The organism is Bacteroides sp. QWL-09, assembly GCF_058683585.1.
Map to the genome: position 1 here is coordinate 2,963,744 of NZ_CM178748.1, position 24,304 is coordinate 2,988,047.

Below are 24,304 nucleotides of genomic sequence, written 5' to 3' on the forward strand. Positions count from 1 at the left end.
TTACTGTAACCTGAATGATATAGGTATGGTATATTCTACTGCTACAGCTTGACCTTTTTGTGTACCTGGCTCCCATTTTGGCATGCTGCTAATTACTCTAACCGCTTCGGCATCTAATGCTGCAGAGGCACTTTTTGTAATTTTAACGTTTGATAGGTTTCCATTTTTGTCAATGACCATTCGTACAAAAACGGTTCCTGTTTCTTTGTTTTTTTTGGCTAGTTCTGGATACTTAACAGATCGCGAGAGATACTTCAATAGTTCAGCTTCACCTCCTGGATATTGAGGCATTTTGTCTACTACTTTAAAAACGGTCTGAGGCTGTTTTGCTGTAGGATCATTATAGCCAACAACAACGACTTCTCTCTTTTTTAGGTTTTCAATGTCTTGGGGGTTTTCTTGCTTTAATTGTTTTTCAGGTATCCTAAACATGATTGGTAGTGCGTATCTGACAGCGACGTTTTTCCCTTTTTGCTTACCCGGAGTCCATTTATTCATAGCATTGATCACACGTACGGCTTCTGCATCTAAAGAGGGATCTATGCTTCGAGCCACCTTGGCGTTACTAATATGCCCATCGCTTTCAACAACAAATTGTACAATGACTCTTCCTTCTATGTTTTTCTCAACAGCTGTTGCTGGATATTTGATGTTTTCTGCCAAATATTTCATTAACCCCTTCTGTCCTCCCGGATATATTGGCATTTCTTCCACAACCTCAAATACAACTTTGTCTTGTTGAGAAGATTGTTGCTTGTTTTTATCTTGTGGACGATCGTTAGACAAAATAGGTGAGCTAACCTCCTTCACGAAGTCTTGAGTCAAATGTTTGGTCGTTCTGGCAACCGATTCAATATTGCTAATAACCATTAAGGCTATTGCCATAGGAATAAACATCAGATACTTAGTCATTCCTATCTTCTTTGTTCTTTTCTTGTTCATCATTTTGATTCTTTTTTTTAAGGATAATACATTGAAATTATTTAATAAATTTACTGCAGTCTTATTATGATCAGATAGTTTTAAAAGATTGTATTGATAGGCCTTTGAATTATAGCCAGACTCAAGAACTTGGTTGTCTGCTAAGAACTCTAGGTTTTCGCGGATCTCACGTCTTATCAACCAAATAAATGGATTATACCAGAAGAAAATAGACATGAGTTCACAAGTTATGACATCAATAGAATGGCATTGATTGGCATGTGCCTGTTCGTGTATAAGGATCTCATTGATATTAGCATGATTTTTGGAGTCTTTGTGTATGAATATCCAATGGAAAAAGGAAAAAGGACTGGCATCTTTCTCTAATAGATGAACATTGACTCCATTGATGATCGTCCGTTTACAATAGAAATGCAGTTTTAGAATGCTAGCGAACTGTATAAAGAACCTTAAAAGTAGTATTGATGTGACGATACCGTAAAGGATGAAAGGAATATGTGTCGTGATGTATTCCCAGTTTATAAAGCTCTGATTGGCACTGACGACATATTCCGGAAGCATATTTGTTGCATAGATTTGTACGACTGCCGACATTTGTTCTTGATTCTTTATCCAATCTTCGATGTTCAATAGTGGATAGCATAAAGAGAGGAGGAGAGAGCCGATAAGGATGGTACGTCTCCAACTAAAAAAGGTATCTTTATAAAGGAACATCCGATAAAAACCATACAATAGTATAATCCCGATGTTAACTTTTAGAAAATAAACTAGTTCTGGACTCATATGTACTATTTTTATTAATTTTCTCTTCCTTTCTCAATCAGATCAATGATTTCTTTTAAATCAGAAGCGGATATTTTTCTGTCTTTAGCAAAGAAAGTCACCATTTCTTTATAAGAATTTTCAAAGTAATTGCCAACAATTTTACTCATGTAATTACGTTTGTAATCACTCTCCTTAATGTTGGCCGTGTATTGATAAGTATTTCCGATACGCTGGCTGTTGATATATCCCTTGCGTTCCAGATTTTTCACAATAGAAGCTATCGTTGTATACGGAGGGGTTGGTTCGGGATATTTAGCTACAATGTCTTTGACAACGCAACTATTAAGTTTCCAGATACAGATCATAACTTCTTCTTCTTGTCTAGTTAGTTTTTCCATGATGCAATAGTTTTACGACTTTTTCGCAAATCTACGAAAGTTTCGTAATAAACAAATAGATAGACTGTTAATTATACTAAAAGTCTGCTGGTTTGTAATGAAATACAATAATATTGTGTTGAAAGATCCATCTCATCTTTTAGGTTTTGTCTTATATTAGAAGGTGTTAGAAAGGTTATTAAGGGTAAAAAGTGTATATTTGCAAACGAATAAATGGAAAACTATGAAAACTAAATTACTGATAATTCTAATGATGCTGGTTTGTGGACTTACAGGTTGCAAATCTGGCCCAAAAAAAGGAGGAAACATGAATAATGAGACCGTCGTGAAAATAGAAACGACAAAGGGAGATATTACGATTAAGTTGTATAATGAAACACCAAAGCACCGCGATAACTTCATTAAATTAGTCAATGAAGGAACCTATGAAGGTACGTTGTTTCATCGCGTGATTAAGGACTTTATGATTCAAGCTGGTGACCCTGAGTCGAAAAATGCACCTAAGGACAAAATGTTAGGTTCTGGCGATGTTGGGTATACTATTCCTGCTGAATTCGTTTATCCACGTTATTTTCATAAGAAAGGTGCTTTATCTGCAGCTCGTCAAGGAGATAACGTTAATCCAAACAAAGAATCTTCAGGTTGTCAGTTTTATATCGTGACCGGAAAAGTCTTTAAAGACTCGACGTTACTGTCTATGGAGCAACAAATCAATGAAAATAAAGTCAATGTGGTCTTTAACGCACTTGCTCAAAAGCACATGAAAGAGATCTATAAGATGCGTAAAGCGAATGATGAAGATGGATTATACGAACTTCAAGAGAAGTTGTTTGCCGAAGCTCAAACAGAAGCGGCTAAGCAACCTGAATTCCATTTTACTCCTGAGCAAATAGAAGCTTATACCACTGTTGGAGGAACTCCTCATCTCGATGGAGAATACACGGTGTTTGGAGAAGTGACCGAGGGACTTGACATTGTTGATCTGATTCAGAAGGTAAAAACAGACCGCAGTGATCGCCCGGAAGAAGATGTGAAGATTTTAAAAATGACGGTGATTGATTAAGATAGAATGAAGATAAACAAGCATATTCTTAATAATGGACTTCGCTTGGTGCATTATCAAGATGAGAGTACTCAGATGGTTGCTCTTAATATTCTTTATAATGTTGGAGCTCGGGACGAACACCCTGAGCAGACCGGCTTTGCCCATTTGTTTGAACACTTAATGTTTGGTGGTTCGGTTCATATTCCCGACTACGATACGCCTTTGCAGTTGGCTGGTGGTGAGAATAATGCTTGGACAAATAATGATATTACAAATTACTATCTGACTGTACCTCGTCAGAATGTAGAAATAGGCTTTTGGCTAGAATCCGACCGCATGTTAGGTTTGGATTTTAGTCAGAAGAGCCTTGATGTGCAACGCGGTGTAGTGATGGAAGAGTTTAAACAACGTTGTTTGAATCAACCCTATGGTGATGTTAGTCACTTGATTCGACCGTTGGCTTATCGTGTACACCCTTATCAATGGCCAACGATTGGTAAAGAGCTTGCTCATATTGCTGATGCCACTTTAGATGATGTTAAATCGTTCTTCTTTCACCATTATGCTCCTAATAATGCGATATTGGCGGTTACAGGAAATATCACCTTTGAAGAGTCGGTAAGGCTCACTGAAAAATGGTTTGGTTCGATACCGAGACGAGAGGTCGTGAGCCGTTGTCTGGAAAAAGAGCCTATGCAAGAGGTTGAGCGACGAATGAGTGTTCAACGTAATGTTCCTTTAGATGCTCTATTTATGGCTTTTCATATGTGTGACCGGAATCATGCGGATTATTATGCCTTCGATATCTTATCGGACATCTTAAGTAATGGAACTTCAAGTCGTTTGACTCGTCGTTTGGTGCATGAGCAACCGATCTTTTCTAGTATTGATGCTTATATCTCAGGCAGTATTGATGAAGGGCTATTTCATATTTGTGGCAAACCTTCCGCGGGGGTCTCACTTGAAGAAGCAGAAACTGCTGTAAAAAGAGAACTCGCACTTTTACAAACAGAACTTGTTGGAGAGGAAGAGCTCGAGAAGGTCAAGAATAAGTTTGAATCGACCCAGATATTTGGTAATATAAACTATCTGAACGTTGCCACTAACTTAGCTTGGTTTGAGTTGATTGGTCAAGCGGAAGATATTGATAGAGAAGTAGAGCGTTATCGTGCTGTATCGGCTGAGCAATTGAGAGTTGTTGCACAACAAGCCTTTAAGGACGATAATAGTGTCGTTTTGCATTATAGAAAATCGGAATAGGATTATTGTTAGGAAAGAACATGATGAAGTGGATACGAACTTTTTATGAGACTTATTATAACCATTATAAAGCGCTGTTTTTTTTAGGAGTTCCCATTGTGGTAGGGCAAGTTGGACTTATTGTGCTTGGCTTTGCCGATACTCTAATGATTGGACATCATAGTACTGCAGAGCTAGGTGCAGCTTCGTTCGTCAACAATGTTTTTAATCTGGCAATTATCTTTAGTACCGGTTTCTCTTATGGATTGACACCTATTGTTGGCGGACTATATGGGGCTCGGCAATTTACTCAGGTTGGGCAAGCCTTGCGTTGTAGTTTAGTGGCCAACTTGGGAGTTGGCTTACTGTTGACTTTACTCATGTCTGTGGTCTATTTAAATATTGAGAACCTGGGGCAGCCGACAGAACTCCTTCCACTGATGAAGCCTTATTATTTGGTCTTATTGGCTTCTCTAGTTTTTATCTTATTATTTAATGGCTTTAAACAGTTCGCTGATGGGATTACGGATACTCAAACGGGCATGTGGATTCTGTTGGCGGGTAATGGCTTGAATATTATAGGGAATTATATTCTCATCAATGGAAAATTGGGTTTTCCCGAACTGGGACTGCTTGGTGCAGGGATCAGCACACTCGTCTCACGAATAGTTATGGTACTTGTCTTTGCCCTTGTCTTTTTCCGTTCTCCTCGCTTTCTGCGCTATAAAATAGGTTTTTACCGTTTAGGATGGTCCAAGAAAGTGAATCGTCAACTTCATGCCTTAGGATGGCCTGTTGCCTTGCAAATGGGAATGGAAACCGCTTCATTCAGTTTAAGTGCCGTCATGGTCGGGTGGCTGGGTACTATTGCCTTGGCGTCCCATCAGATCATGTGCGCGATTTCGCAATTTACCTTTATGATGTTTTACGGGATGGGAGCGGCAGTTGCCGTGCGAGTGAGTAATTATAAAGGGAAGGAGGACATCGTTAATGTTCGCCGTTCGGCTTATGCTGGGTTTCATATGATTCTAGTCTTGGGAATCGTTCTATCTTTAATCATCTTTTTTCTCCGCCATTCTTTAGGAGGATGGTTTACCGATAATAGAGAGGTTGAGGAACTGGTCACGTTGTTGGTTATTCCTTTATTGATTTATCAATTTGGTGATGGGCTTCAGATTAATTTTGCGAATGCACTCCGTGGAATTTCTGATGTGAAGCCCATGATGTTTATTGCTTTTATCGCCTATTTTTTGATTTCGCTACCTGTTGGGTATATCGGAGGTTTTGTTTTAGGCTGGGGGGCAGTTGGTATCTGGATGGCCTTTCCTTTTGGCCTTACTAGCGCGGGATTGATGCTTTGGCTCCGCTTTCGTCAACAAACGAAGTTGCGGAAGTAATTGGTCGAAGCCCATGAGCCCATTTATGCCTAAAAGTCCTATTTAATATAGATTCTTTACCTCAATTCAACAGTTTATAAAATAAATTGTTTATTTTGTAGTGCATTATTAAGTCAGAGTTTTCAAAATGGAACGTAAGTGGATTAAGAGATTGGTTTGGCTATTCATTAGCCCCATTTTGTTATTTCTAACAGCAATGATCTTGCTTTATCTTCCTCCTGTGCAGAACTATTTGCGTGGGGAGGTTGCTGCTTATGTCTCAAAGTCGACCGGTCTGGATGTGGCTATCGGGCGAATTAATCTTCGCTTTCCATTGAACTTATTGGTTGATGACGTGAAAATCACCCGTCAATCGGAGAATATTCTTTCCTTAGATGAACTTAATGTGCGTGTTGAACTCTTGCCTTTATTTAGGGGACGGATCGATGTTGACAATGCGACTCTTGTTAATGCTATCGTCGATTCTCATGATTTATTGAAAGAGACTCGGCTTAAAGGCGTGGTTGGTGCTTTCTTCTTTACGAGCAAAGGGGTCGATCTTTCTCGTCGATTGGTGGCTGTGAATGAATTGGACTTATCTAACACCCACCTAAGCATTTTATTAAACGATACGACTTCCAGTGATACAACGAAGACCGAGCCGCCTTTGGATTGGAAGATAGAACTGGGGCAGATGAATCTTAAAAATGTATCATTTAGCCTACAACTACCTTCTGATTCTCTCAACACCTCGGCACATTTTGGAAAGGCAAAGCTGTTTCAAGCCAAAATTGATCTCAAGAAACAAGCCTATTCTTTAAAGAAGCTCTTTTTGATCAATGCTTCTTCTATGTATCACAAGATTGCATCTAAGCCGATGGACGGTTTTGACCCCTCTCACCTTGCCTTGAAAAATATTCATCTGGAACTTGATTCGTTTAATCTTGAAGGACGGAAAATGAATGCGTCTCTTAAACGACTGATGCTTCTTGAACGATCTGGATTGAGCATAACCTCTCTAACGGGCCGTTTGCATTCGGATGCTCACGGCATAGAACTATCGCAGATTAAGCTACATACTCCGCATTCGGAAATTGACGTTGCAGCCACAGCTAATTGGGATTCTTTGCTTTACCTTTCAAAGGCTAGAGCTCAGGTAAGGGCCTATCTTGGCAAAGAAGATCTGTTCCTCTTAAAAGGACAACTTCCATCATCGTTTAAAACAGCTTATCCATTCCGACCTTTAACGATTCGGGCGCTAGCAGAAGGCGACTTGAACCGTGTGGAACTATCAACCTTAGAGATTACCTTACCGGGTGCTTTTAATTTGTCGGGTCAGGGAAGAGTTGACCATGTGGCAGATAGTGTCAGTCGTTCGGGCTTTTTGGATCTCAAATTACAAACGCAAACGTTGAATTTCTTAGAGCCTTTATGGGAGTCGGAAGATGGAAAAGATATCGCAATTCCCGATAGTATTCAAGCACATGCTCGTTTGGAAATTGAGGGCTCTCGACTCTCTTTGAATCTTGAAGGACAGGAAAGACTGGGATCGTTGAAGGCTCAAGCCGATTGTAATCTAAACGATGAACGCTTCAATGTTGAATTGCACGTCGATAGTCTCTCGATCGATCACTTTTTACCTCAAGACTCTATTTATGAACTGGGATTATCTGCCTCGGTAAAAGGGCGTGGGTTTGATGTGACAAATTTGAAATCGACGCTTGAGGCCAAGTGCACGCTGAATTATTTGAATTATAAGACTTATCCTATCTCTGATGTTTCTTGCCATGGAATACTTTCCGGCGGACTGTTGAAGTTTACATTAGACAGCCATAACTCGTTGTTGAGAATGCATTCAGATGGAGAGTATCATCTAAATTATAACTATCCCGACGGGAAGATCAATATGAATGTCCGTCGACTGAATCTATATGCTCTGGGATTGATCCGTGAACCTTTGGAAGATGACTTTGCGTTCAACTTGATGGTTGAAGTTCGCTCTAAAAAGGTACAAGCTATTCTGAAGTCGGGTGATATGGTTGCTGAATTAAATTCTCCGTTAGGGGTTCAGCCTTTGATCAGTCAAACCAATCTCTGGATCGAAGAATTGTTGAAACAGGTGGATCATAAGCAACTCAATCATCAGTTGATTCGTGAAAAACTACCTGCGGCGGATGTCTCAGTGGTGGTGGGTAGGCGTAACCCGTTGGCTCATTATTATGAAAGTCGGCAGGTGCGTTTCAAGGAACTGTCTTTGAAAGCGAACTTGAATGCTCAGACGGGTATTCATGGGAAAGTTGGACTTTATGGTTTGCAGATCGATACTTTGCAGCTTGATACCATTTTCTTTAACTTATCACAAGATAGCACCAAGTTACAGTTGTATAGCGGGGTTGTGAATGTGTCGAAGAATCCGCAATTATCGTTCCGGTCGACTCTAACCGGTGAGCTTAATAGTCAAGACGCTCAATTGATGCTCAACTATCTTAATGGCAAAGGTGAAACGGGGATTTTGCTTGGAGTGAAGATGACTCCTTTCACCGGAAAGAAGGCAAAACATGGGGGACTTTTATTAAGATTGTTGCCGGAAGAGCCTATTATTGCTTTTCGGAAGTTTCATTTTAAAGAGAAAAACAACTGGCTCTATTGGCATTATAATAATCGTATTTATGCCGGAATAGATATGCTGAGCGATGAAGGCATGGGCTTTAGGGCACATTCTGTTCTTGAAGATACCTTGTCTCTGCAAAACATCAACATGGAGTTGACACGTGTCCGACTGAGAGAGCTTAGTAAGGTGTTACCTTACTTACCGGAAGTTTCCGGGTTGTTCTCTGCCGATATGCATTATATTCAAACGGATAAAACGTTGCAGCTTTCTGCCGAAGCCACCATCGATGAGTTGTCTTATGAACGGCATCGCATCGGAGACGTTTCCTTAGGAGCGACGTGGTTGCCTGGAGAATCCGGAAAACAGTATTTATCGACTTACCTGACCCATGAAGGAGAAGAAGTCATGACCGCCGATGGCTCGTTAACTTTGAATGCGTATGGGAAAGATAGTATTGCCATTAGTACGCAATTCTCTCATTTCCCTCTTTCAATAGCAGATGCTCTTGTGCCGAACGAGGTGGTGAAATTCTCTGGAGATATCGACGGAGAATTGGGAGTCACCGGGGATGTGAACCGACCTTTGCTGAATGGGGAACTTAAATTGGATAGTGTCTCAATCTTCTCTCGACAGACAGGAGCGAAGTTTACTTTCGATAACCGTCCGGTCGTGATGAAGAATAATAAGTTGCTGTTCGACCGATTTGCCATTTATACGGTTGGGGAGAATCCATTTACGATCGATGGGTATGTTGACTTCCGCCAACTCAGTCGCCCGATGGCTCATTTTGACCTTCTAGCGGAGAACTATCTTCTGCTGAATGCCAAGCGTACGCGTGAAAGTTTAGCTTATGGCAAGGTCTTGGTGGATTTTAAATCGACCATTCGAGGGTCGTTTGATGATTTGAAGATGCGTGGAAACATGAATGTTTTGGGGAGCACCGACTTGACTTATGTGATGACCGATTCGCCGTTGACGGTGCAGGATCGTTTGGGGAGCTTGGTGACTTTTACCTCGTTTAATGATTCCGTGCCTGAAGATCTGAAAAATGTAGCTTCTGTTTCTTTGGGAGGAATGGATATTGCCATGACGATGCATATCGATCCGTCTGTACGATTAAGGGCCGATTTGAGTGCCGATCGTAGTAACCGAATCGAGCTTGAAGGCGGAGGGGATCTCTTGTTGAAATATACGCCACAAGGTGACTTGTCACTTGCCGGTCGCTACCAACTCTCGGGGGGAATGATCAAGTATGCGTTACCGGTTATCCCGTTGAAAGAATTTAAGATCAATGAAGGGAGTTACGTCGAATGGTCCGGGAATGCCATGAATCCAACCTTGAATTTGAAAGCAACCGAACGCATGAGAGCCTCTGTCTCGGATACAGAAGACGGACCGTCGCGTATGGTTAGCTTTGATGTCTCGGTTTTGATTAAGCAGAAATTGGACGATTTGTTTTTGGCTTTCGACTTGGAGGCTCCGGAAGATGTGTCGTTACAAAACCAATTGGCCGTGATGGGAGCGGAGGAGCGAGGTAAGCAAGCCATTGCTTTAATGGTCACAGGCTCCTATTTGGGAAATGGCCTTGGCAACAGCGGAAACAAGGGTTTAAATCTAAATATGGGCTCGGCCTTAAACTCTGTTTTGACGAGTCAGATTAACTCATTGGTGGGTAATCTGAAGAATGCCAATCTATCGTTTGGCGTTGAAGAACATCAGGAGGCGGAGTCCGGTAATCGGAGCACGGATTACAGTTTCCGTTATTCTCAACGTTTCTTTAATGATCGGTTCCAGATTGTACTTGGTGGGAAGGTCTCTACCGGAACGAATGCAACAAATACGGCCGAATCGTTTATTGATAATGTCTCATTGGAATATCGCTTAGATGGCTCCGGCACTCGATACGTTCGTTTGTTCTACGATAAGAATTTTGAAAGTTTGTTGGAAGGAGAGATTACCGAAGCCGGCGTAGGTGTCGTTTTGCGTAAGAAACTCGACAAGCTGAGCGAATTGTTTATTTTTAGGAAGAAAAAGAAACGATAAATCATTTGGATAAAAAGGTATGGCATTGTACACACAAAAACATAAAGGATATCGACTCTTGAAAGGATATAGATGGGGCATATTGGTCTTAGGTGTGATGGGATTAATGGGATGTTCATTAACTCGAAATCTCCCTGAGGGCGAGGTCTTATATACCGGACAGAAAACCATCATTACCGACCGGACCCATACGAAGATCGGACAGATTGCTGAGGCTGAAGTTAGCGCTGCACTCGATAAGGAACCGAGTACGAAGATGTTCGGGATTTTGCCGATTCCTTTTAAGATGTGGATGTATACCGGTTTTGTGAACTATGAAAAGGGAGTCGGAAAATGGATCTTTAACCGGTTTGCGGCAAACCCACCGGTTTTTATCTCTACGGTCAATCCCAAAGTGCGAGCCAAAGTCGCTACGAACTTATTACACGATTATGGCTATTTTAACGGAGAAGTCGATTATGAGCTGGTGCCCGACCGAAAAGATAGCTTAAAAGCGTCTTTGATCTATCGCGTCAAGATGAATACTCCTTATGTGATAGACACCGTTTATTACCACCATTTTAATACACAAACCGCCCGTTTGCTCGATCGCGGCAGGCGCTTCTCCTATTTAACGGCTAAACGACAATTCAATATTGCCGATCTGGATGAGGAGCGTAAGCGGATTAGCGAACTTTTAAGGAATAGAGGTTATTTCTATTTTCGTCCGGATTATATGAAATATCAGGCAGATACCACGCGAGTGGGGAATGGACAAGTCAGCTTACGTTTGATCCCGATTCCGGGATTACCCGCAGCGGCTCAGAAGCCTTATTATCTGGGACAAACGTCTTTCTCTCTTGAAGGTAAGAATGGTGAGGCGGCTAACGATAGTTTGTGGTACAAGGATTTGAAGATTTACTATCATGATAAGTTGCGAGTGCGCCCCAACATGCTTTATCGATGGTTGAACTATCAAGGGTATGTCCGGAAGTCGAATACGACTGCTGATAGTCGTTCGCGGTTGTATACCCAACGTCAACAGGAGCGGATTCAAGAAAAACTCAATCAACTGGGGATCTTTAAAATGATCGACCTAGAGTATATGCCTCGTGATAGTGCTGCGTTGTGTGATACGCTCGATTTAAAGATCAGAGCCGCTTTAGACAAACCGCTAGATGCCGAGCTCTCTCTTAGTGTCACGACTAAAAGCAATAACCAAACCGGCCCGGGTCTTTCGTTTGGGGTGACTAAACACAATGTGTTTGGTGGAGGCGAGAGTTGGAATGTCAAGCTGAACGGGTCGTATGAATGGCAAACGGGAGGAGACGGGCAGAACTCGTTATTAAACAGTTGGGAAGTGGGTAGCTCAAGTTCGTTGATTTTCCCACGAGTGGTCTTCCCTCGCTTTGGCGATAGGGAGTACGATTTCCCCGCAACGACAACCTTTAAGGTGTATGTGAACCAACTCAACCGAGCAAAGTATTATAAGTTTCTCTCGTTTGGAGGAAACGCCACTTACGACTTTCAACCGACGCGTGTCAGTCGGCATAGTGTGACGCCGTTCCGACTCACTTTCAATGTGCTGCAAAGCTATACTCAAGCTTTTGCTGATGTGGCCAATGAAAATCCGGTGCTGTACATCAGTCTGCAAGATCAATTTATACCGGCCATGGAGTATACGTATACGTACGACAACTCTTCTCGGCGTAGTGTGAAGCATCCCATTTGGTGGCAGTCGACCATTGTCTCTGCCGGTAACGTGACGTCTTGCGTTTATCGTCTGTTCGGTCAGAGGTTCGATGAACAAAATAAAAAATTGTGGAAAGTCCCCTTTGCGCAGTTTATGAAGCTGAACAGCGAACTGCGATATTCCCGGCATATTGATAAGAATAACTCTTTGGCTGCTCGGGTAGGTGTTGGAGCGATCTTTGCTTACGGTAACTCTGTCGTTCCTCCTTTCAATGAACAGTTTTATGTGGGAGGAGCAAACAGTATTCGTGCATTCACGGTTCGAAGTATCGGACCGGGGGGCTTTCATAACGAAGATAGTCGGATTTCGTTTTGGGACGAAACCGGAACTTTCCGCTTTGAGGCCAACTTGGAGTATCGTTTCCGACTCTATAAGAGTTTTTGGGGAGCAACGTTTCTTGATGCCGGTAATGTGTGGCTATTGCGCAAAGATGTGAACCGTCCCGATTCCCAGTTGCGGATGAAAACCTTTGCAAAACAGATTGCTTTGGGGACCGGTTTAGGTTTACGATACGATATGGATATCTTAGTTTTCCGTTTCGATGTCGGAGTGCCTTTGCACTATCCTTATTCGACGGGTAGATCCGGATATTATAATGCCACGGGTGGATTCTTTAATCATCTAGGTTATCATTTTGCTATTGGTTATCCGTTCTGATTGTCATCAGGCTGTCTTGTCTTTTCTTCATTTTGTACGATAATGGAAAAGAATGGAACATAATTTCCCTTTTTCATTTGTAATTTTTGTATTTTTGCATGGCAATGAGATGCGGACAAAATTACTAATCTTTAAACATACATTTTTATGAAACCAACTTTATTTGTATTGGCAGCCGGTATGGGCAGTCGTTATGGTGGCTTGAAGCAATTAGACGGTCTAGGTCCTAGCGGTGAGACAATTATGGATTATTCAATCTTTGACGCTATTCGCGGAGGATTCGGCAAAGTGGTCTTTGTTATTCGTCGTGATTTCGAACAAGATTTTCGCGATAAGATTTTAAGTAAATACGAGAATCATATTCCGGTGGAATTGGTTTACCAAGAATTAGATCATTTGCCAGAAGGTTTTACTTGTCCGGCCGATCGCGTTAAGCCATGGGGAACAAATCATGCTGTATTGATGGGTAAAGAGGTGATCAATGAACCGTTTGCGGTGATCAATGCTGATGATTTTTATGGTCGTGATAGCTTCGCCGTATTAGGTGCTGCATTGAGTGAAATGGAAGGTAAGAAGAACGACTACTGCATGGTGGGTTATCGTATTGGAAACACCCTCTCTGAAAGTGGATCGGTGGCTCGTGGTGTTTGTGGAACCAATAACGATGGTTTCTTGACGACTGTTGTTGAACGCACAGCGATCGAACGTATCGATGGCAAAGTGTCTTTCAAAGATGAGGATGGCGTGATGCAAAGCATCGGCGACAATACTCCGGTATCAATGAATATGTGGGGATTCACTCCTGACTATTTTGCTTATTCGGAAGAGTACTTCAAAGAATTCTTGGCAGAAAATATGTCGAACTTGAAATGTGAATACTTCATTCCGTTGATGGTTAATAAATTGGTGAATGAGGGAACTGCACGTGTGAAAGTGTTGGATACGACTAGCAAATGGTTTGGCGTGACTTATGCTGCCGATCGTCAAGGTGTAGTCGATAAAATTCAGGCTTTGGTAGATGCCGGTGAGTATCCTGCAAAACTGTTTTAATCTGATCATATAGACTGATTATTATATGAGAAAGAGCATCCTAATGAGGATGCTCTTTTTTTTAACCCGTCCAGCATAGAGGATAGGAAAGGTCTATCTTTTAGGTCTGAAAATCGAACGGTGTAAACCACTTCAGTGTAAAAAAAGAACGGTCTAGTTTCCCAGAGATGAAGGATTAAAGGTGTCTACGATATCAGGATAGGAAAAACAAAACAGTCGCTTTTTTCAGAGTGATAGAATAAAAGCGGTCTACCTAAATCAGTGAAATTCTACGTAAATAGCTGAAAAACAATTAACTTACGTCTTGCTCTCAGTTTGACTTAAACTGATATAGGTAGACACTATTAGTAACTAAAAAATAGTGTTTTATGAGAGATCAACAAATTCGTCGTTACACAGAGAGTGAAAAGTTATCTATTCTTCGTGATTATTACAGCAGTTGTGAGTCAAAAAGTTTCATTGTAAAGAAGTATTTTCTTTGCGGTACTGCTTTATTAAATCGTTGGATAAAAAGTTACCCAATTGAAGAGTATTCGGTATATTTGGACAATTTACATACCGACTTGCTTATGACCGAAAAAAAACCGGATGATTTATCCTCTATTGATTCAAAAGAAGCTTTAGAAAAGCGCATTAAAGCTTTAGAGAAAGCTCTTGCTTACTCTCAGTTAGAAACTCGTGCTTTAAATGTTTTGATTGATATAGCAGAAAAAGAAGTAGGCATTCCCATCAGAAAAAAATCTGGGGCCAAGCAGTAACTACACTTTGCAAGCAGCATGGCCTGTCCGTTAGTACTGCTTGTAGACTGTTTGGCCATTGTAGACAGGCTTATTATCAACTAAAAACCAACTATATAGAGGAATGTAGTCAACAAGAACGTATTCTTTCTGCTGTCAAAGAACAGCGTACTGAAGACCCTGGTATCGGTGGCCTTAAACTTTATATTATGTTAGTTTCAATTTTCGGTCGGGAAAACATGCCAGGTCGAGATCGCTTCCTCTATTTATTACGTAGAAAAAGGTTGATGCTTCCTGTGCCCAGGACTCGTCATACGACCAACTCTAATCATCGTTATCATAAATATAAGAATCTCATACGTGGATTTGTACCCAGTGCGCCCAATCAGTTGTGGGTGAGTGATATCACTTACATAGACACCCAAGTGGGATGCCTTTATCTTCACCTGATAACCGATGCATATTCCCATAAAATAATCGGATGGAAATTGTCTAATTCACTTAAAGCCATTCATACATTGGGTGCTTTACAAGAAGCAATTAAAGGTACGGGGAAAGAAGATCTCAAAGGACTGATTCATCATTCAGACCGCGGTAGTCAATACTGCTGCAATGCTTATGTAGAAGAGCTTAAATGCAGAAATATCAGTATTAGTATGACGGAAGATTACAAACCGACCGACAATGCTATTGCTGAGCGTATGAACGGCATCATTAAGCAAGAATTAATTTATAGAATAGACCGTTTTAAGAATGACAAAGAAGCAGAAGAACTTATCGGTAAATTTATACGCTTTTATAATGAAAAGAGACCGCATATGAGCATAGGTATGCAAACGCCAAATTGCACACATGAACAATCCGGATCACAATATAAAATGTGGAAGAATAAAATTTATAAGAAAAAGGTAACTGAAAACCCTGACATTTTTATAGATTTGCAAACCCAACAACAAGCTCTAGTGACGGTTTAAACCATCAGTAGAGCAAGAACGAGAGGTACATCGAATACCTCTCATTCTTACCCAACAACAAGCCCAGCTCTGGATTGTCCATACTTTTAGAGATTGAAATCTAATTGTGTAAACAAAACCAGTGTAAAAGAAAAGGAGCTGTCTAGCTTTTCAGATCCTAAAGATTAAAACTGTAAATGAAATCAGGCAAGGAAAAACAAAACAGTCTACCTTTTAAGTTTGAAAGAATAAAAACTGTCTACTCAATTCAGTAAAAGTCAGTTTCATGCGGTGAACAATAAAGTTTCATACGGTGGAAAATTTATTTTCATACCGACGAAACAAAAGTTTCAACGTATGAAAATAAATTTCCAAAAGGGGAAAACTAAAATGGTAAGCTCTGAAACTTGGAGTTTTGCCTCGAAAACAAAAAAAAAGCCGGTGTCTTATCCTTGGAATGACTTCAGCGAAACTCTGGTAATGGCCCGCAAAACACTCATCCAAAAGGTGGCAGATCAATGATCTGTCACCCATCTGCAACACCGATCTGCAACACTTATTCGGGTTTGAAGATCAGCAACTTAACGATCTATGGGTTGCAGGTTGCAGATCCTATTCAAAAAATAACTCTAGGAGAAGGAAAAGGGGGAACTGTGTACGTTCAGCTTGCAGAGTGAAGCTTAGAAACTGAGATTTACAGGTTGAACTTGTTTTATTGAAGATGGAAGTCTATTCACGGTGTTAATAAATGTATACATTTGTCTGTTATGGCTTAAAGAAAAAGAAATAAACATCTGGTGTCTTAAAAAAACTAATCGAGGTGCACCTTTCATAAGAAGAATTGTTATATTTAGTACAGCAAGCGAGCGATTTAAGTAAGAAGAAAAAGAGTAAAAGCAAAGTAGATATATACTTTCATTTTTTTATTATTAATTACTTAAACTTTTTTTTATGGAAGCCAAAAAGACAAAAAAGGCTACAATTGAGAACCGCAGAGGTTCTTGGTTGTTGATGGGTGTCGTCGTTGCGCTTTCCTTCATGTTTGTTTCGTTCGAATGGACACAGCATGGGGTGAATTCGTCAACAAGCTGGTCGGCTCATGACCCCATCTTTGAGATTGAGCTTGTTCCGGTGACTTACTCCGAGAAGAAACTAGAACCACCTCCGCTACCCGAATCTAAACCCGCCGAATGGATCGAGATTGTTAAGAATGATTTGGATGTAGATGAGACTGTGGTTGCCGGATCGGAAGATGAAGGCTTAGCAAGTCCGGTCGTTTGGGTTCCACCGGTTATCGAAGAGAAGAAAGTTGAAGAAGATGTGATCTTTGTGACCGCACAAGAGATGCCTGAATTTCCAGGTGGATCGGCTGCTTTACTGAAGTACCTTAGTACTCACATCAAGTATCCTACTCCTTCTCAAGAAGTCGGTTCGCAAGGAAAAGTTATTGTTCAATTTGTGGTCGACAAAGACGGTTCAATCATTAATTTGGAGGTTCTTCGTGGCGTTGATCCCTATTTAGACAAAGAAGCTCTTCGCGTTCTCCGTTCGATGCCTAAGTGGAAAGCTGGGATGCAAAATGGTAAAAAAGTAAGGGTGAAATACACTGTTCCGGTCGTTTTCCGACTTCAATAATGTTGATCCTTAACGAATATCGGGGGTACTTGAGTGATCGAGTACCCCCGATTATTGTTTGGTCGTTGCCTTATGATTGTTGAATAGCTGACTACTGACTGTTTAATGGCTCATTTCGAGGACTAACGGCTTCGAATTTAGTCGATCGTACGTATAACCGAGTTTTTTTGCGTAAGTTTGCACCTTTATAGAAAACGATAAATAAGAAAAATAACGTGATTTCAGTAGAAGGACTAACTGTAGAATTTAATGCGACACCGCTTTTTGATGAGGTGAGTTATGTCATCAACAAGAAAGACCGTATTGCACTCGTTGGTAAGAATGGTGCAGGAAAGTCGACGATGCTTAAGATCTTGGCCGGATTACAACAGCCAACTCGTGGGGTGGTGGCATTACCTAAAGATATAACGATTGGTTATTTACCTCAGGTGATGGTATTGGCCGATAATCGTACCGTGATGGCTGAGGCTGAGCTGGCTTTTGAACACATCTTCGAGTTGCAAGCAACTATCGAGCGATTGAACCAAGCGCTGAGCGAACGGACGGATTATGAATCAGAGGACTATCATCAGCTGATCGATCGCTTTACGCGTGAAAACGATCGCTTTTTGATGATGGGCGGTACGAATTTCCAAGCGGAGATTGAACGCACCTTGTTGGGATTGGGATTTAGTCGTGAAGACTTCGACCGATCGACTTCCGAATTTTCGGGAGGATGGCGTATGCGTATCGAACTGGCGAAGTTGTTGTTGCGTCGTCCCGATGTACTTTTACTCGATGAGCCGACCAACCACTTGGATATTGAGAGTATTCAGTGGCTGGAGAACTTCTTGTCGACTCGTGCCAATGCGGTGGTGTTAGTCAGCCACGATAGAGCGTTTCTAAATAATGTGACCACTCGTACGATTGAAATTACGTGTGGGCGGATCTATGATTATAAAGTGAAGTACGATGAGTTTGTGGTGCTTCGTCAAGAACGTCGTGAACAGCAAATGCGCGCTTTCGAGAATCAGCAAAAGCAGATTCAAGATACGGAGGATTTCATCGAACGTTTTCGTTATAAAGCGACTAAGGCCATACAGGTGCAAAGTCGTATCAAACAACTTGAGCGTATCGAACGTGTGGAAGTTGATGAGGAGGACAATTCGGCTTTACGTCTGAAGTTTGCCCCGGCTAGCCGTAGTGGTAATTATCCGGTGATCTGTGAGAACGTGGCTAAATCGTATGGCGATCATGTGGTGTTCCATAACGTCGATCTGACCATTAACCGTGGAGAGAAGGTGGCTTTCGTGGGTAAGAACGGGGAAGGAAAATCGACTTTGGTGAAGTGTATCATGGATGAGATTGGGTACGACGGTAAGCTGACTATCGGTCATAATGTGCAAATGGGTTATTTTGCCCAAAATCAGGCGCAGATGCTCGATGATAATCTGACAGTGTTCGATACGATCGACCGAGTGGCAACCGGGGATATTCGGTTGAAGATTCGCGATATCCTTGGGGCATTTATGTTTGGAGGGGAAGCTTCGGATAAAAAAGTAAAGGTGCTCTCGGGTGGGGAACGCACGCGTCTGGCCATGATCAAGCTGTTGCTTGAGCCGGTGAACTTGCTGATTCTCGATGAGCCGACCAACCATTTGGATCTGCGCTCGAAGGATGTTTTGAAGGATGCGATTCGTGAATTTGACGGAACAGTAATAATTGTGAGTCACGATCGTGATTTTTTAGATGGACTTGCGACTAAAGTATATGAGTTCGGTGGCGGAGTGGTTCGCGAGCATCTGGGAGGTATCTATGAGTTCCTTCAGAAAAAGAAGATGGATAGTTTGAATGAACTGCAAAAAACTCCTTCGCTCTCATCGGTGGGTAGTCCCTCCGGGAAAGCGACGACAGAGGCTGCCGATAAGGATCTGTCGGACAATAAGCTCTCTTATGAGGCTCAAAAAGAGCTGAACAAGAAGGTGCGACGATTGGAAAAACAGATTGCCGACTGTGAAGCGAGTATTGAGAAAAAGGAGGAGGAGATCGCTGCATTGGAGGCTCAAATGGCTACTCCCGAAGGAGCATCGGATATGTCGCTCTACGAGCAACATCAACAGTTTAAGCAACAACTGGATCAGATTGTCGAAGATTGGGAAACAGCCTCGTTGGAACTTGACGATTTAAACAACTCATTTTAGTATAATTTTATGAAAGTAACAAAGTATTTACCTATCCTTGCCCTTTGCCTTATGACAACAGGTTGCAATAGCAAGAAAGACGCGGTGTTGACATCGGGCATCGATCTTGCTAATCTTGACACTACAGCCCTTGTGGGGACTGACTTCTATCAGTATGCTTGTGGCGGTTGGATGAAAACGCATCCGTTAACTGACGAGTATTCTCGTTTGGGATCGTTCGATCTTTTAGCCGAAAACAACAAAAAACAATTGCGCGGATTGATTGAGGAAATTGCTGCAAAGAAGGACAATGCTCCGGGTAGCGTGGCTCAGAAAATTGGTGATTTGTATAATATGGCTATGGATAGTGTAACACTGAATAAAGAGGGTGCTGCACCGATTAAAGCTGAATTGGATCAATTGGCTGCTTTAAAAGATAAAGCGGAAATTTATGCTTTGATCCCAGAACTGTATAAAAAAGGAGTTTATCCTTATTTTGTGATGTACATCTCTGCTGATGACATGAACAGCTCAATGAACTTGATTCAGACTTATCAAGCCGGACTTGGTATGGGTGAACGTGATTATTATTTGGAGAACGATGAGAAGACCAAAGAAATCCGTGCCAAATATCAAGAACACGTGGCTAAGATGTTTGCTTTGGCCGGATACGATGAAGCAACGGCTCAAAAAGCGGTGAAAGCAGTGATGGGTATCGAGAATCGTTTGGCTAAAGCTTCACGCTCGCAAATTGAATTGCGTGATCCTCATGCGAACTATAATAAGAAAGACAGGGCAACCTTGAAGAAAGAGTTTGCTTCGTTTGATTGGGACGCTTTCTTTACTGCTGCCGGATTGAAAGAGGCTAAAGAGGTGAATATCGGACAACCTGACTTTATTAAGGAGGTGTGTGCGGTGATCAACTCGGCTAATCTTCAAGATCAAAAATATTACTTGCAATGGCATTTGATCGACCAAGCTGCCGGTTACTTGAGTGATGATTTTGTGGCTCAGAATTTCGAATTCTATGGTAAGACGATGTCGGGTACAAAAGAGATGAAACCACGCTGGAAACGTGCGGTTGGCACGGTGGATGGTTCGTTGGGAGAAGCTGTTGGACAGATGTATGTTGAGAAGTTCTTCCCTGCTGAGGCTAAAGAACGCATGGTGACTTTGGTGAAGAATCTTCAAACATCGTTGGGCGAGCGTATTCAGAATCTCGTTTGGATGAGCGATGAAACCAAATTGAAAGCTCAAGAGAAATTGGCGACTTTCCATGTGAAGATCGGTTATCCGGATAAATGGAAAGACTACTCGTCACTCGATATTAAAAACGACTCGTATTGGGCAAACATCGAACGGGCTAACCTTTGGGGATATAACGAGATGATTGCTAAGGCTGGCCAACCGGTTGATAAGGAGGAATGGCATATGACTCCTCAAACGGTGAATGCTTACTACAACCCAACAACGAACGAAATCTGTTTCCCTGCAGGTATCTTGCAGTATCCATTCTTCGATATGAAGGCGGATGATGCCTTTAACTATGGTGCTATTGGCGTGGTGATCGGACATGAAATGACTCATGGATTTGATGATCAAGGCCGTCAATACGATAAAGATGGTAACTTGAAGGATTGGTGGACCGCTACTGATGCTAAGAATTTCACGGAACGTGCTTCTGTATTGGTGAACTTCTTCGATAGCATTCAAGTGGCTCCGGGTGTGCATGCTAACGGACGATTCACTTTAGGTGAAAATATTGCCGATCACGGTGGTTTGCAGGTCTCTTTCAATGCATTGAAAAAGGTGATGGCAGCAGCTCCTTTGAAGACGGTCGATGGCTTTACGCCGGAACAACGTTTCTTCTTGGCTTATGCGAATGTTTGGGCTGGAAATATCCGTCCTGAAGAGGTGTTACGTCGTACAAAACTTGACCCTCACTCCTTGGGCAAATGGCGTGTAGACGGTGCTCTTCCACACATCAATGCTTGGTATGAAGCGTTTAATATTACAGATAAAGATCCGATGTTTATCCCTCAAGATAAACGGGCTTCTATTTGGTAATCAAATACCTTCCAATAGGCTTTAGAAAGGCGTTAACTCATAAAAAAATGGGTTAACGCTTTTTTTTATTTAAAACCGGGTTATTTATTGCACGTGATCAACATAATTTCGTAACTTTGTGCCTTAAATACTTAATAAGCAATTCAATGTCAGAGTCTAAAAGAATAAAAACCGCACTGGTATCTGTTTATCACAAGGAAGGCTTAGATGAGATTATCACTAAGCTTCATGAAGAAGGAGTAGAATTTTTGTCGACAGGAGGTACACGACAATTTATTGAGTCGTTGGGATATCCCTGCAAAGCTGTAGAAGATTTGACCACTTATCCTTCTATTCTTGGAGGTAGAGTGAAAACATTGCATCCAAAAGTTTTCGGAGGTATTTTGTGTCGCCGTAATTTAGAACAAGATATTCAACAAATCGCTAAATATGAAATTCCTGAGATCGACTTAGTGATTGTCGACCTTTATCCGTTTGAAGCCACTGTGGCTTCCGGAGCTGAGGAATCTGCAATTATTGAAAAGATCGATATTGGCGGTATCTCATTGATTCGTGCTGCTGCTAAGAATTTTAACGATGTGGTGATTGTGGCTTCACAACACCAATATAAGCCGTTGCTAGACATGCTTATGGAGCATGGAGCAAATACGTCTGTAGAAGAACGCCGTTGGTTTGCTAAGGAAGCGTTTGCGGTTTCTTCTCATTATGACTCTGCGATATACAACTATTTCGATGGTGGTGAAGGATCGGCCTTCCGCTGTTCTATGAACGATCAGAAAATGTTGCGTTATGGCGAGAATCCTCATCAAAAAGGGTTCTTCTATGGTGATTTGGAAGCGATGTTCGACCAGATCCATGGTAAGGAGATCTCTTACAACAACTTGCTGGATATTAATGCAGCTGTTGATTTGATTGATGAGTTCGATGAGGTGACTTTTGCGGTGCTTAAACATAACAATGCTTGTGGTCTTGCTTCTCGTCCAACCATTCTTGAAGCTTGGAAAGAGGCATTAGCCGGTGACCCGGTTTCTGCATTTGGAGGAGTGTTGGTGACTAATGCTGTTATCGATAAGGCGACTGCTGAGGAGATCAATAAGATTTTCTTTGAGGTGATCATTGCACCGGATTATGATGTGGATGCTCTTGAGATCTTGGGTCAAAAGAAGAATCGTATCATCTTGGTTCGTAAAGAGGCTAAGTTACCTAAGAAACAATATCGTTCGTTGTTGAACGGGGTCTTGGTACAGGACAAAGATTTGAACATTGAGACCGTGGCTGACTTGAAGACGGTGACAGAAAAAGAACCAACCGATCAAGAAACTCAGGACTTGTTGTTTGCGAATAAGATTGTGAAAAATAGTAAGTCGAATGCTATCGTCTTGGCTAAAAACAAACAGCTATTGGCTAGTGGCGTGGGACAAACATCACGTGTGGATGCTTTGAAACAAGCTATTGAAAAAGCAAAAACATTCGAATTCGACTTGAATGGTGCGGTGATGGCTTCAGATGCTTTCTTCCCATTCCCTGATTGTGTGGAGATCGCGGATAAAGAGGGGGTGACTGCGGTGATTCAACCTGGTGGCTCTGTGAAAGACGAATTGTCGTTCGATTATTGTAACGCGCATGGCATGGCTATGGTGGTTACCGGTATTCGTCACTTTAAGCATTAATTAAATATAAGGGAGGGTGCGGATGCTTTTAAACAGAGAGTCTTCCGTTCGCCTCTTTAAGAGATTTTTATTGTAAATCATAATTTGTAAAATTGTTAATTTAAATGGGATTGTTTTCATTTACACAAGAAATAGCAATGGACCTTGGTACAGCCAATACCATTATCATCAGTAATGGGAAAATCGTGGTTGATGAACCTTCTGTCGTTGCACTCGATCGACGTACGGATAAGATGATTGCCGTAGGTGATAAAGCTAAAATGATGCATGAAAAGACGCACGAAAACATCCGGACCATACGTCCCTTGCGTGATGGTGTGATTGCTGATTTCTATGCTTGTGAGCAGATGATGCGTGGGTTGATCAAACAGGTAAATACCCGTAATCATTTATTTTCAGCGTCTCTTAGAATGGTCATTGGGGTGCCCTCAGGCAGTACGGAGGTTGAACTTCGTGCAGTACGTGACTCTGCTGAACATGCCGGTGGTCGGGACGTTTACTTGATCTTCGAACCAATGGCTGCAGCAATTGGTATCGGTATCGATGTTGAGGCTCCTGAAGGTAATATGATTGTGGATATAGGTGGTGGATCGACTGAGATCGCTGTGATTTCTCTAGGTGGTATTGTTTCTAACAACTCTATTCGTATTGCCGGGGATGACTTGACTGCGGATATTCAAGAATATATGAGCCGTCAACATAATGTTAAGGTCAGCGAACGTATGGCTGAACGTATTAAGATTCATGTTGGAGCGGCATTGACTGAATTAGGTGAAGATGCTCCGGATGACTATATTGTTCATGGTCCTAATCGTATTACGGCTTTGCCAATGGAAGTTCCGGTTTGCTATCAGGAAGTGGCTCACTGTTTAGAGAAATCGATCTCTAAAATTGAGACTGCCATCTTGAGTGCATTAGAGAATACACCTCCTGAACTTTATGCCGACATCGTGCATAATGGTATCTATTTGGCAGGTGGTGGAGCGTTGCTTCGCGGACTTGACAAACGTTTGACTGATAAAATTAATATTCCGTTTCATATCGCTGAGGATCCTTTGCATGCAGTGGCAAAAGGCACAGGAGTCGCTTTGAAAAATGTCGATCGCTTCTCTTTCTTGATGAGATAATAGGCCGTCGGAATATAATTGGAGCACAGTCTGTTATTATTCTACATGGAGAAGAGATGCGGCTTAGCATCAAGTAATCATGCGTTGACTGATGTGAT

Annotated in this window: 17 protein-coding genes; 15 read left to right on the forward strand and 2 right to left on the reverse strand. The window is 41.7% G+C overall.

Annotation, left to right across the window (positions count from 1 at the left end):
- Positions 1 to 1,725 carry a TonB family protein gene (locus tag AC4PG5_RS11850; protein WP_492029080.1) on the reverse strand — a complete coding sequence of 575 codons (1,725 nt, stop codon included), beginning with the start codon at positions 1,723 to 1,725 and terminating at the stop codon, positions 1 to 3.
- Between the two features lie 14 nt (positions 1,726 to 1,739).
- Positions 1,740 to 2,105, reverse strand: a complete 366-nt coding sequence (locus AC4PG5_RS11855; protein ID WP_492029081.1) for a BlaI/MecI/CopY family transcriptional regulator — start codon at positions 2,103 to 2,105, stop codon at positions 1,740 to 1,742.
- 223 nt (positions 2,106 to 2,328) lie between these two features.
- Here AC4PG5_RS11855 and AC4PG5_RS11860 point away from each other — a divergent pair, with 223 nt between their 5' ends.
- From AC4PG5_RS11860 to AC4PG5_RS11930, 15 genes are all read left to right on the forward strand, one after another.
- On the forward strand, positions 2,329 to 3,168 hold the full coding sequence (locus AC4PG5_RS11860; protein ID WP_492029082.1) for a peptidylprolyl isomerase: 840 nt from the start codon (positions 2,329 to 2,331) through the stop codon (positions 3,166 to 3,168).
- A gap of 6 nt (positions 3,169 to 3,174) precedes the next feature.
- Positions 3,175 to 4,410 carry a M16 family metallopeptidase gene (locus AC4PG5_RS11865; protein ID WP_492029083.1) on the forward strand — a complete coding sequence of 412 codons (1,236 nt, stop codon included), beginning with the start codon at positions 3,175 to 3,177 and terminating at the stop codon, positions 4,408 to 4,410.
- 32 nt (positions 4,411 to 4,442) lie between these two features.
- Positions 4,443 to 5,786, forward strand: a complete 1,344-nt coding sequence (locus AC4PG5_RS11870) for an MATE family efflux transporter (protein WP_492030753.1) — start codon at positions 4,443 to 4,445, stop codon at positions 5,784 to 5,786.
- 127 nt (positions 5,787 to 5,913) lie between these two features.
- Positions 5,914 to 10,419, forward strand: coding sequence for a translocation/assembly module TamB domain-containing protein (locus tag AC4PG5_RS11875; RefSeq protein ID WP_492029084.1), 4,506 nt, complete (start codon positions 5,914 to 5,916; stop codon positions 10,417 to 10,419).
- A gap of 97 nt (positions 10,420 to 10,516) precedes the next feature.
- The gene (tamL, locus tag AC4PG5_RS11880) at positions 10,517 to 12,808 is read left to right on the forward strand and encodes a translocation and assembly module lipoprotein TamL (RefSeq protein WP_492030754.1); all 2,292 of its coding nucleotides are present in this window, start codon (positions 10,517 to 10,519) and stop codon (positions 12,806 to 12,808) included.
- A 147-nt stretch (positions 12,809 to 12,955) separates the two neighbouring features.
- The gene (locus AC4PG5_RS11885) at positions 12,956 to 13,858 is read left to right on the forward strand and encodes a glycosyltransferase family protein (RefSeq protein ID WP_492029085.1); all 903 of its coding nucleotides are present in this window, start codon (positions 12,956 to 12,958) and stop codon (positions 13,856 to 13,858) included.
- 368 nt (positions 13,859 to 14,226) lie between these two features.
- Entirely contained in the window at positions 14,227 to 14,616 is a 390-nt protein-coding gene (locus tag AC4PG5_RS11890) for a transposase (protein ID WP_492029086.1), read from the forward strand.
- Between the two features lie 47 nt (positions 14,617 to 14,663).
- On the forward strand, positions 14,664 to 15,569 hold the full coding sequence (locus AC4PG5_RS11895) for an IS3 family transposase (RefSeq protein ID WP_492030658.1): 906 nt from the start codon (positions 14,664 to 14,666) through the stop codon (positions 15,567 to 15,569).
- 336 nt (positions 15,570 to 15,905) lie between these two features.
- Positions 15,906 to 16,070, forward strand: coding sequence for a hypothetical protein (locus AC4PG5_RS11900; RefSeq protein WP_492029087.1), 165 nt, complete (start codon positions 15,906 to 15,908; stop codon positions 16,068 to 16,070).
- Entirely contained in the window at positions 16,067 to 16,225 is a 159-nt protein-coding gene (locus AC4PG5_RS11905) for a hypothetical protein (RefSeq protein WP_492029088.1), read from the forward strand. Before AC4PG5_RS11900 ends, AC4PG5_RS11905 begins: the two co-directional genes overlap by 4 nt.
- Before the next feature lie 274 nt (positions 16,226 to 16,499).
- Positions 16,500 to 17,183, forward strand: a complete 684-nt coding sequence (locus tag AC4PG5_RS11910; protein ID WP_492029089.1) for an energy transducer TonB — start codon at positions 16,500 to 16,502, stop codon at positions 17,181 to 17,183.
- 215 nt (positions 17,184 to 17,398) lie between these two features.
- Positions 17,399 to 19,363 (forward strand): ribosomal protection-like ABC-F family protein, encoded by a 1,965-nt coding sequence (gene abc-f / locus AC4PG5_RS11915; RefSeq protein WP_492029090.1) that lies wholly within the window; start codon positions 17,399 to 17,401, stop codon positions 19,361 to 19,363.
- Positions 19,364 to 19,372: 9 nt separating this feature from the next.
- Positions 19,373 to 21,409, forward strand: a complete 2,037-nt coding sequence (locus tag AC4PG5_RS11920; RefSeq protein ID WP_492029091.1) for a M13 family metallopeptidase — start codon at positions 19,373 to 19,375, stop codon at positions 21,407 to 21,409.
- A 146-nt stretch (positions 21,410 to 21,555) separates the two neighbouring features.
- Positions 21,556 to 23,079: a bifunctional phosphoribosylaminoimidazolecarboxamide formyltransferase/IMP cyclohydrolase gene (gene purH / locus AC4PG5_RS11925; RefSeq protein ID WP_492029092.1), complete on the forward strand. Its 1,524-nt coding sequence runs from the start codon at positions 21,556 to 21,558 to the stop codon at positions 23,077 to 23,079.
- A gap of 104 nt (positions 23,080 to 23,183) precedes the next feature.
- Complete coding sequence (locus AC4PG5_RS11930) at positions 23,184 to 24,206, forward strand: rod shape-determining protein (RefSeq protein ID WP_492029093.1); 1,023 nt, start codon at positions 23,184 to 23,186, stop codon at positions 24,204 to 24,206.
- Positions 24,207 to 24,304 lie beyond the last annotated feature (98 nt).

What these genes read in the sequence shown, in the direction of transcription:
- AC4PG5_RS11850 (WP_492029080.1), bottom strand. Translation starts at nt 1,725, where the DNA reads ATGAGTCCAGAACTAGTTTATTTTCTAAAAGTTAACATCGGGATTATA.
- AC4PG5_RS11855 (WP_492029081.1), bottom strand. Translation starts at nt 2,105, where the DNA reads ATGGAAAAACTAACTAGACAAGAAGAAGAAGTTATGATCTGTATCTGG.
- AC4PG5_RS11860 (WP_492029082.1), top strand. Translation starts at nt 2,329, where the DNA reads ATGAAAACTAAATTACTGATAATTCTAATGATGCTGGTTTGTGGACTT.
- AC4PG5_RS11865 (WP_492029083.1), top strand. Translation starts at nt 3,175, where the DNA reads ATGAAGATAAACAAGCATATTCTTAATAATGGACTTCGCTTGGTGCAT.
- AC4PG5_RS11875 (WP_492029084.1), top strand. Translation starts at nt 5,914, where the DNA reads ATGGAACGTAAGTGGATTAAGAGATTGGTTTGGCTATTCATTAGCCCC.
- tamL (WP_492030754.1), top strand. Translation starts at nt 10,517, where the DNA reads ATGGGATTAATGGGATGTTCATTAACTCGAAATCTCCCTGAGGGCGAG.
- AC4PG5_RS11885 (WP_492029085.1), top strand. Translation starts at nt 12,956, where the DNA reads ATGAAACCAACTTTATTTGTATTGGCAGCCGGTATGGGCAGTCGTTAT.
- AC4PG5_RS11890 (WP_492029086.1), top strand. Translation starts at nt 14,227, where the DNA reads ATGAGAGATCAACAAATTCGTCGTTACACAGAGAGTGAAAAGTTATCT.
- AC4PG5_RS11900 (WP_492029087.1), top strand. Translation starts at nt 15,906, where the DNA reads ATGAAAATAAATTTCCAAAAGGGGAAAACTAAAATGGTAAGCTCTGAA.
- AC4PG5_RS11905 (WP_492029088.1), top strand. Translation starts at nt 16,067, where the DNA reads ATGATCTGTCACCCATCTGCAACACCGATCTGCAACACTTATTCGGGT.
- AC4PG5_RS11910 (WP_492029089.1), top strand. Translation starts at nt 16,500, where the DNA reads ATGGAAGCCAAAAAGACAAAAAAGGCTACAATTGAGAACCGCAGAGGT.
- AC4PG5_RS11920 (WP_492029091.1), top strand. Translation starts at nt 19,373, where the DNA reads ATGAAAGTAACAAAGTATTTACCTATCCTTGCCCTTTGCCTTATGACA.
- purH (WP_492029092.1), top strand. Translation starts at nt 21,556, where the DNA reads ATGTCAGAGTCTAAAAGAATAAAAACCGCACTGGTATCTGTTTATCAC.
- AC4PG5_RS11930 (WP_492029093.1), top strand. Translation starts at nt 23,184, where the DNA reads ATGGGATTGTTTTCATTTACACAAGAAATAGCAATGGACCTTGGTACA.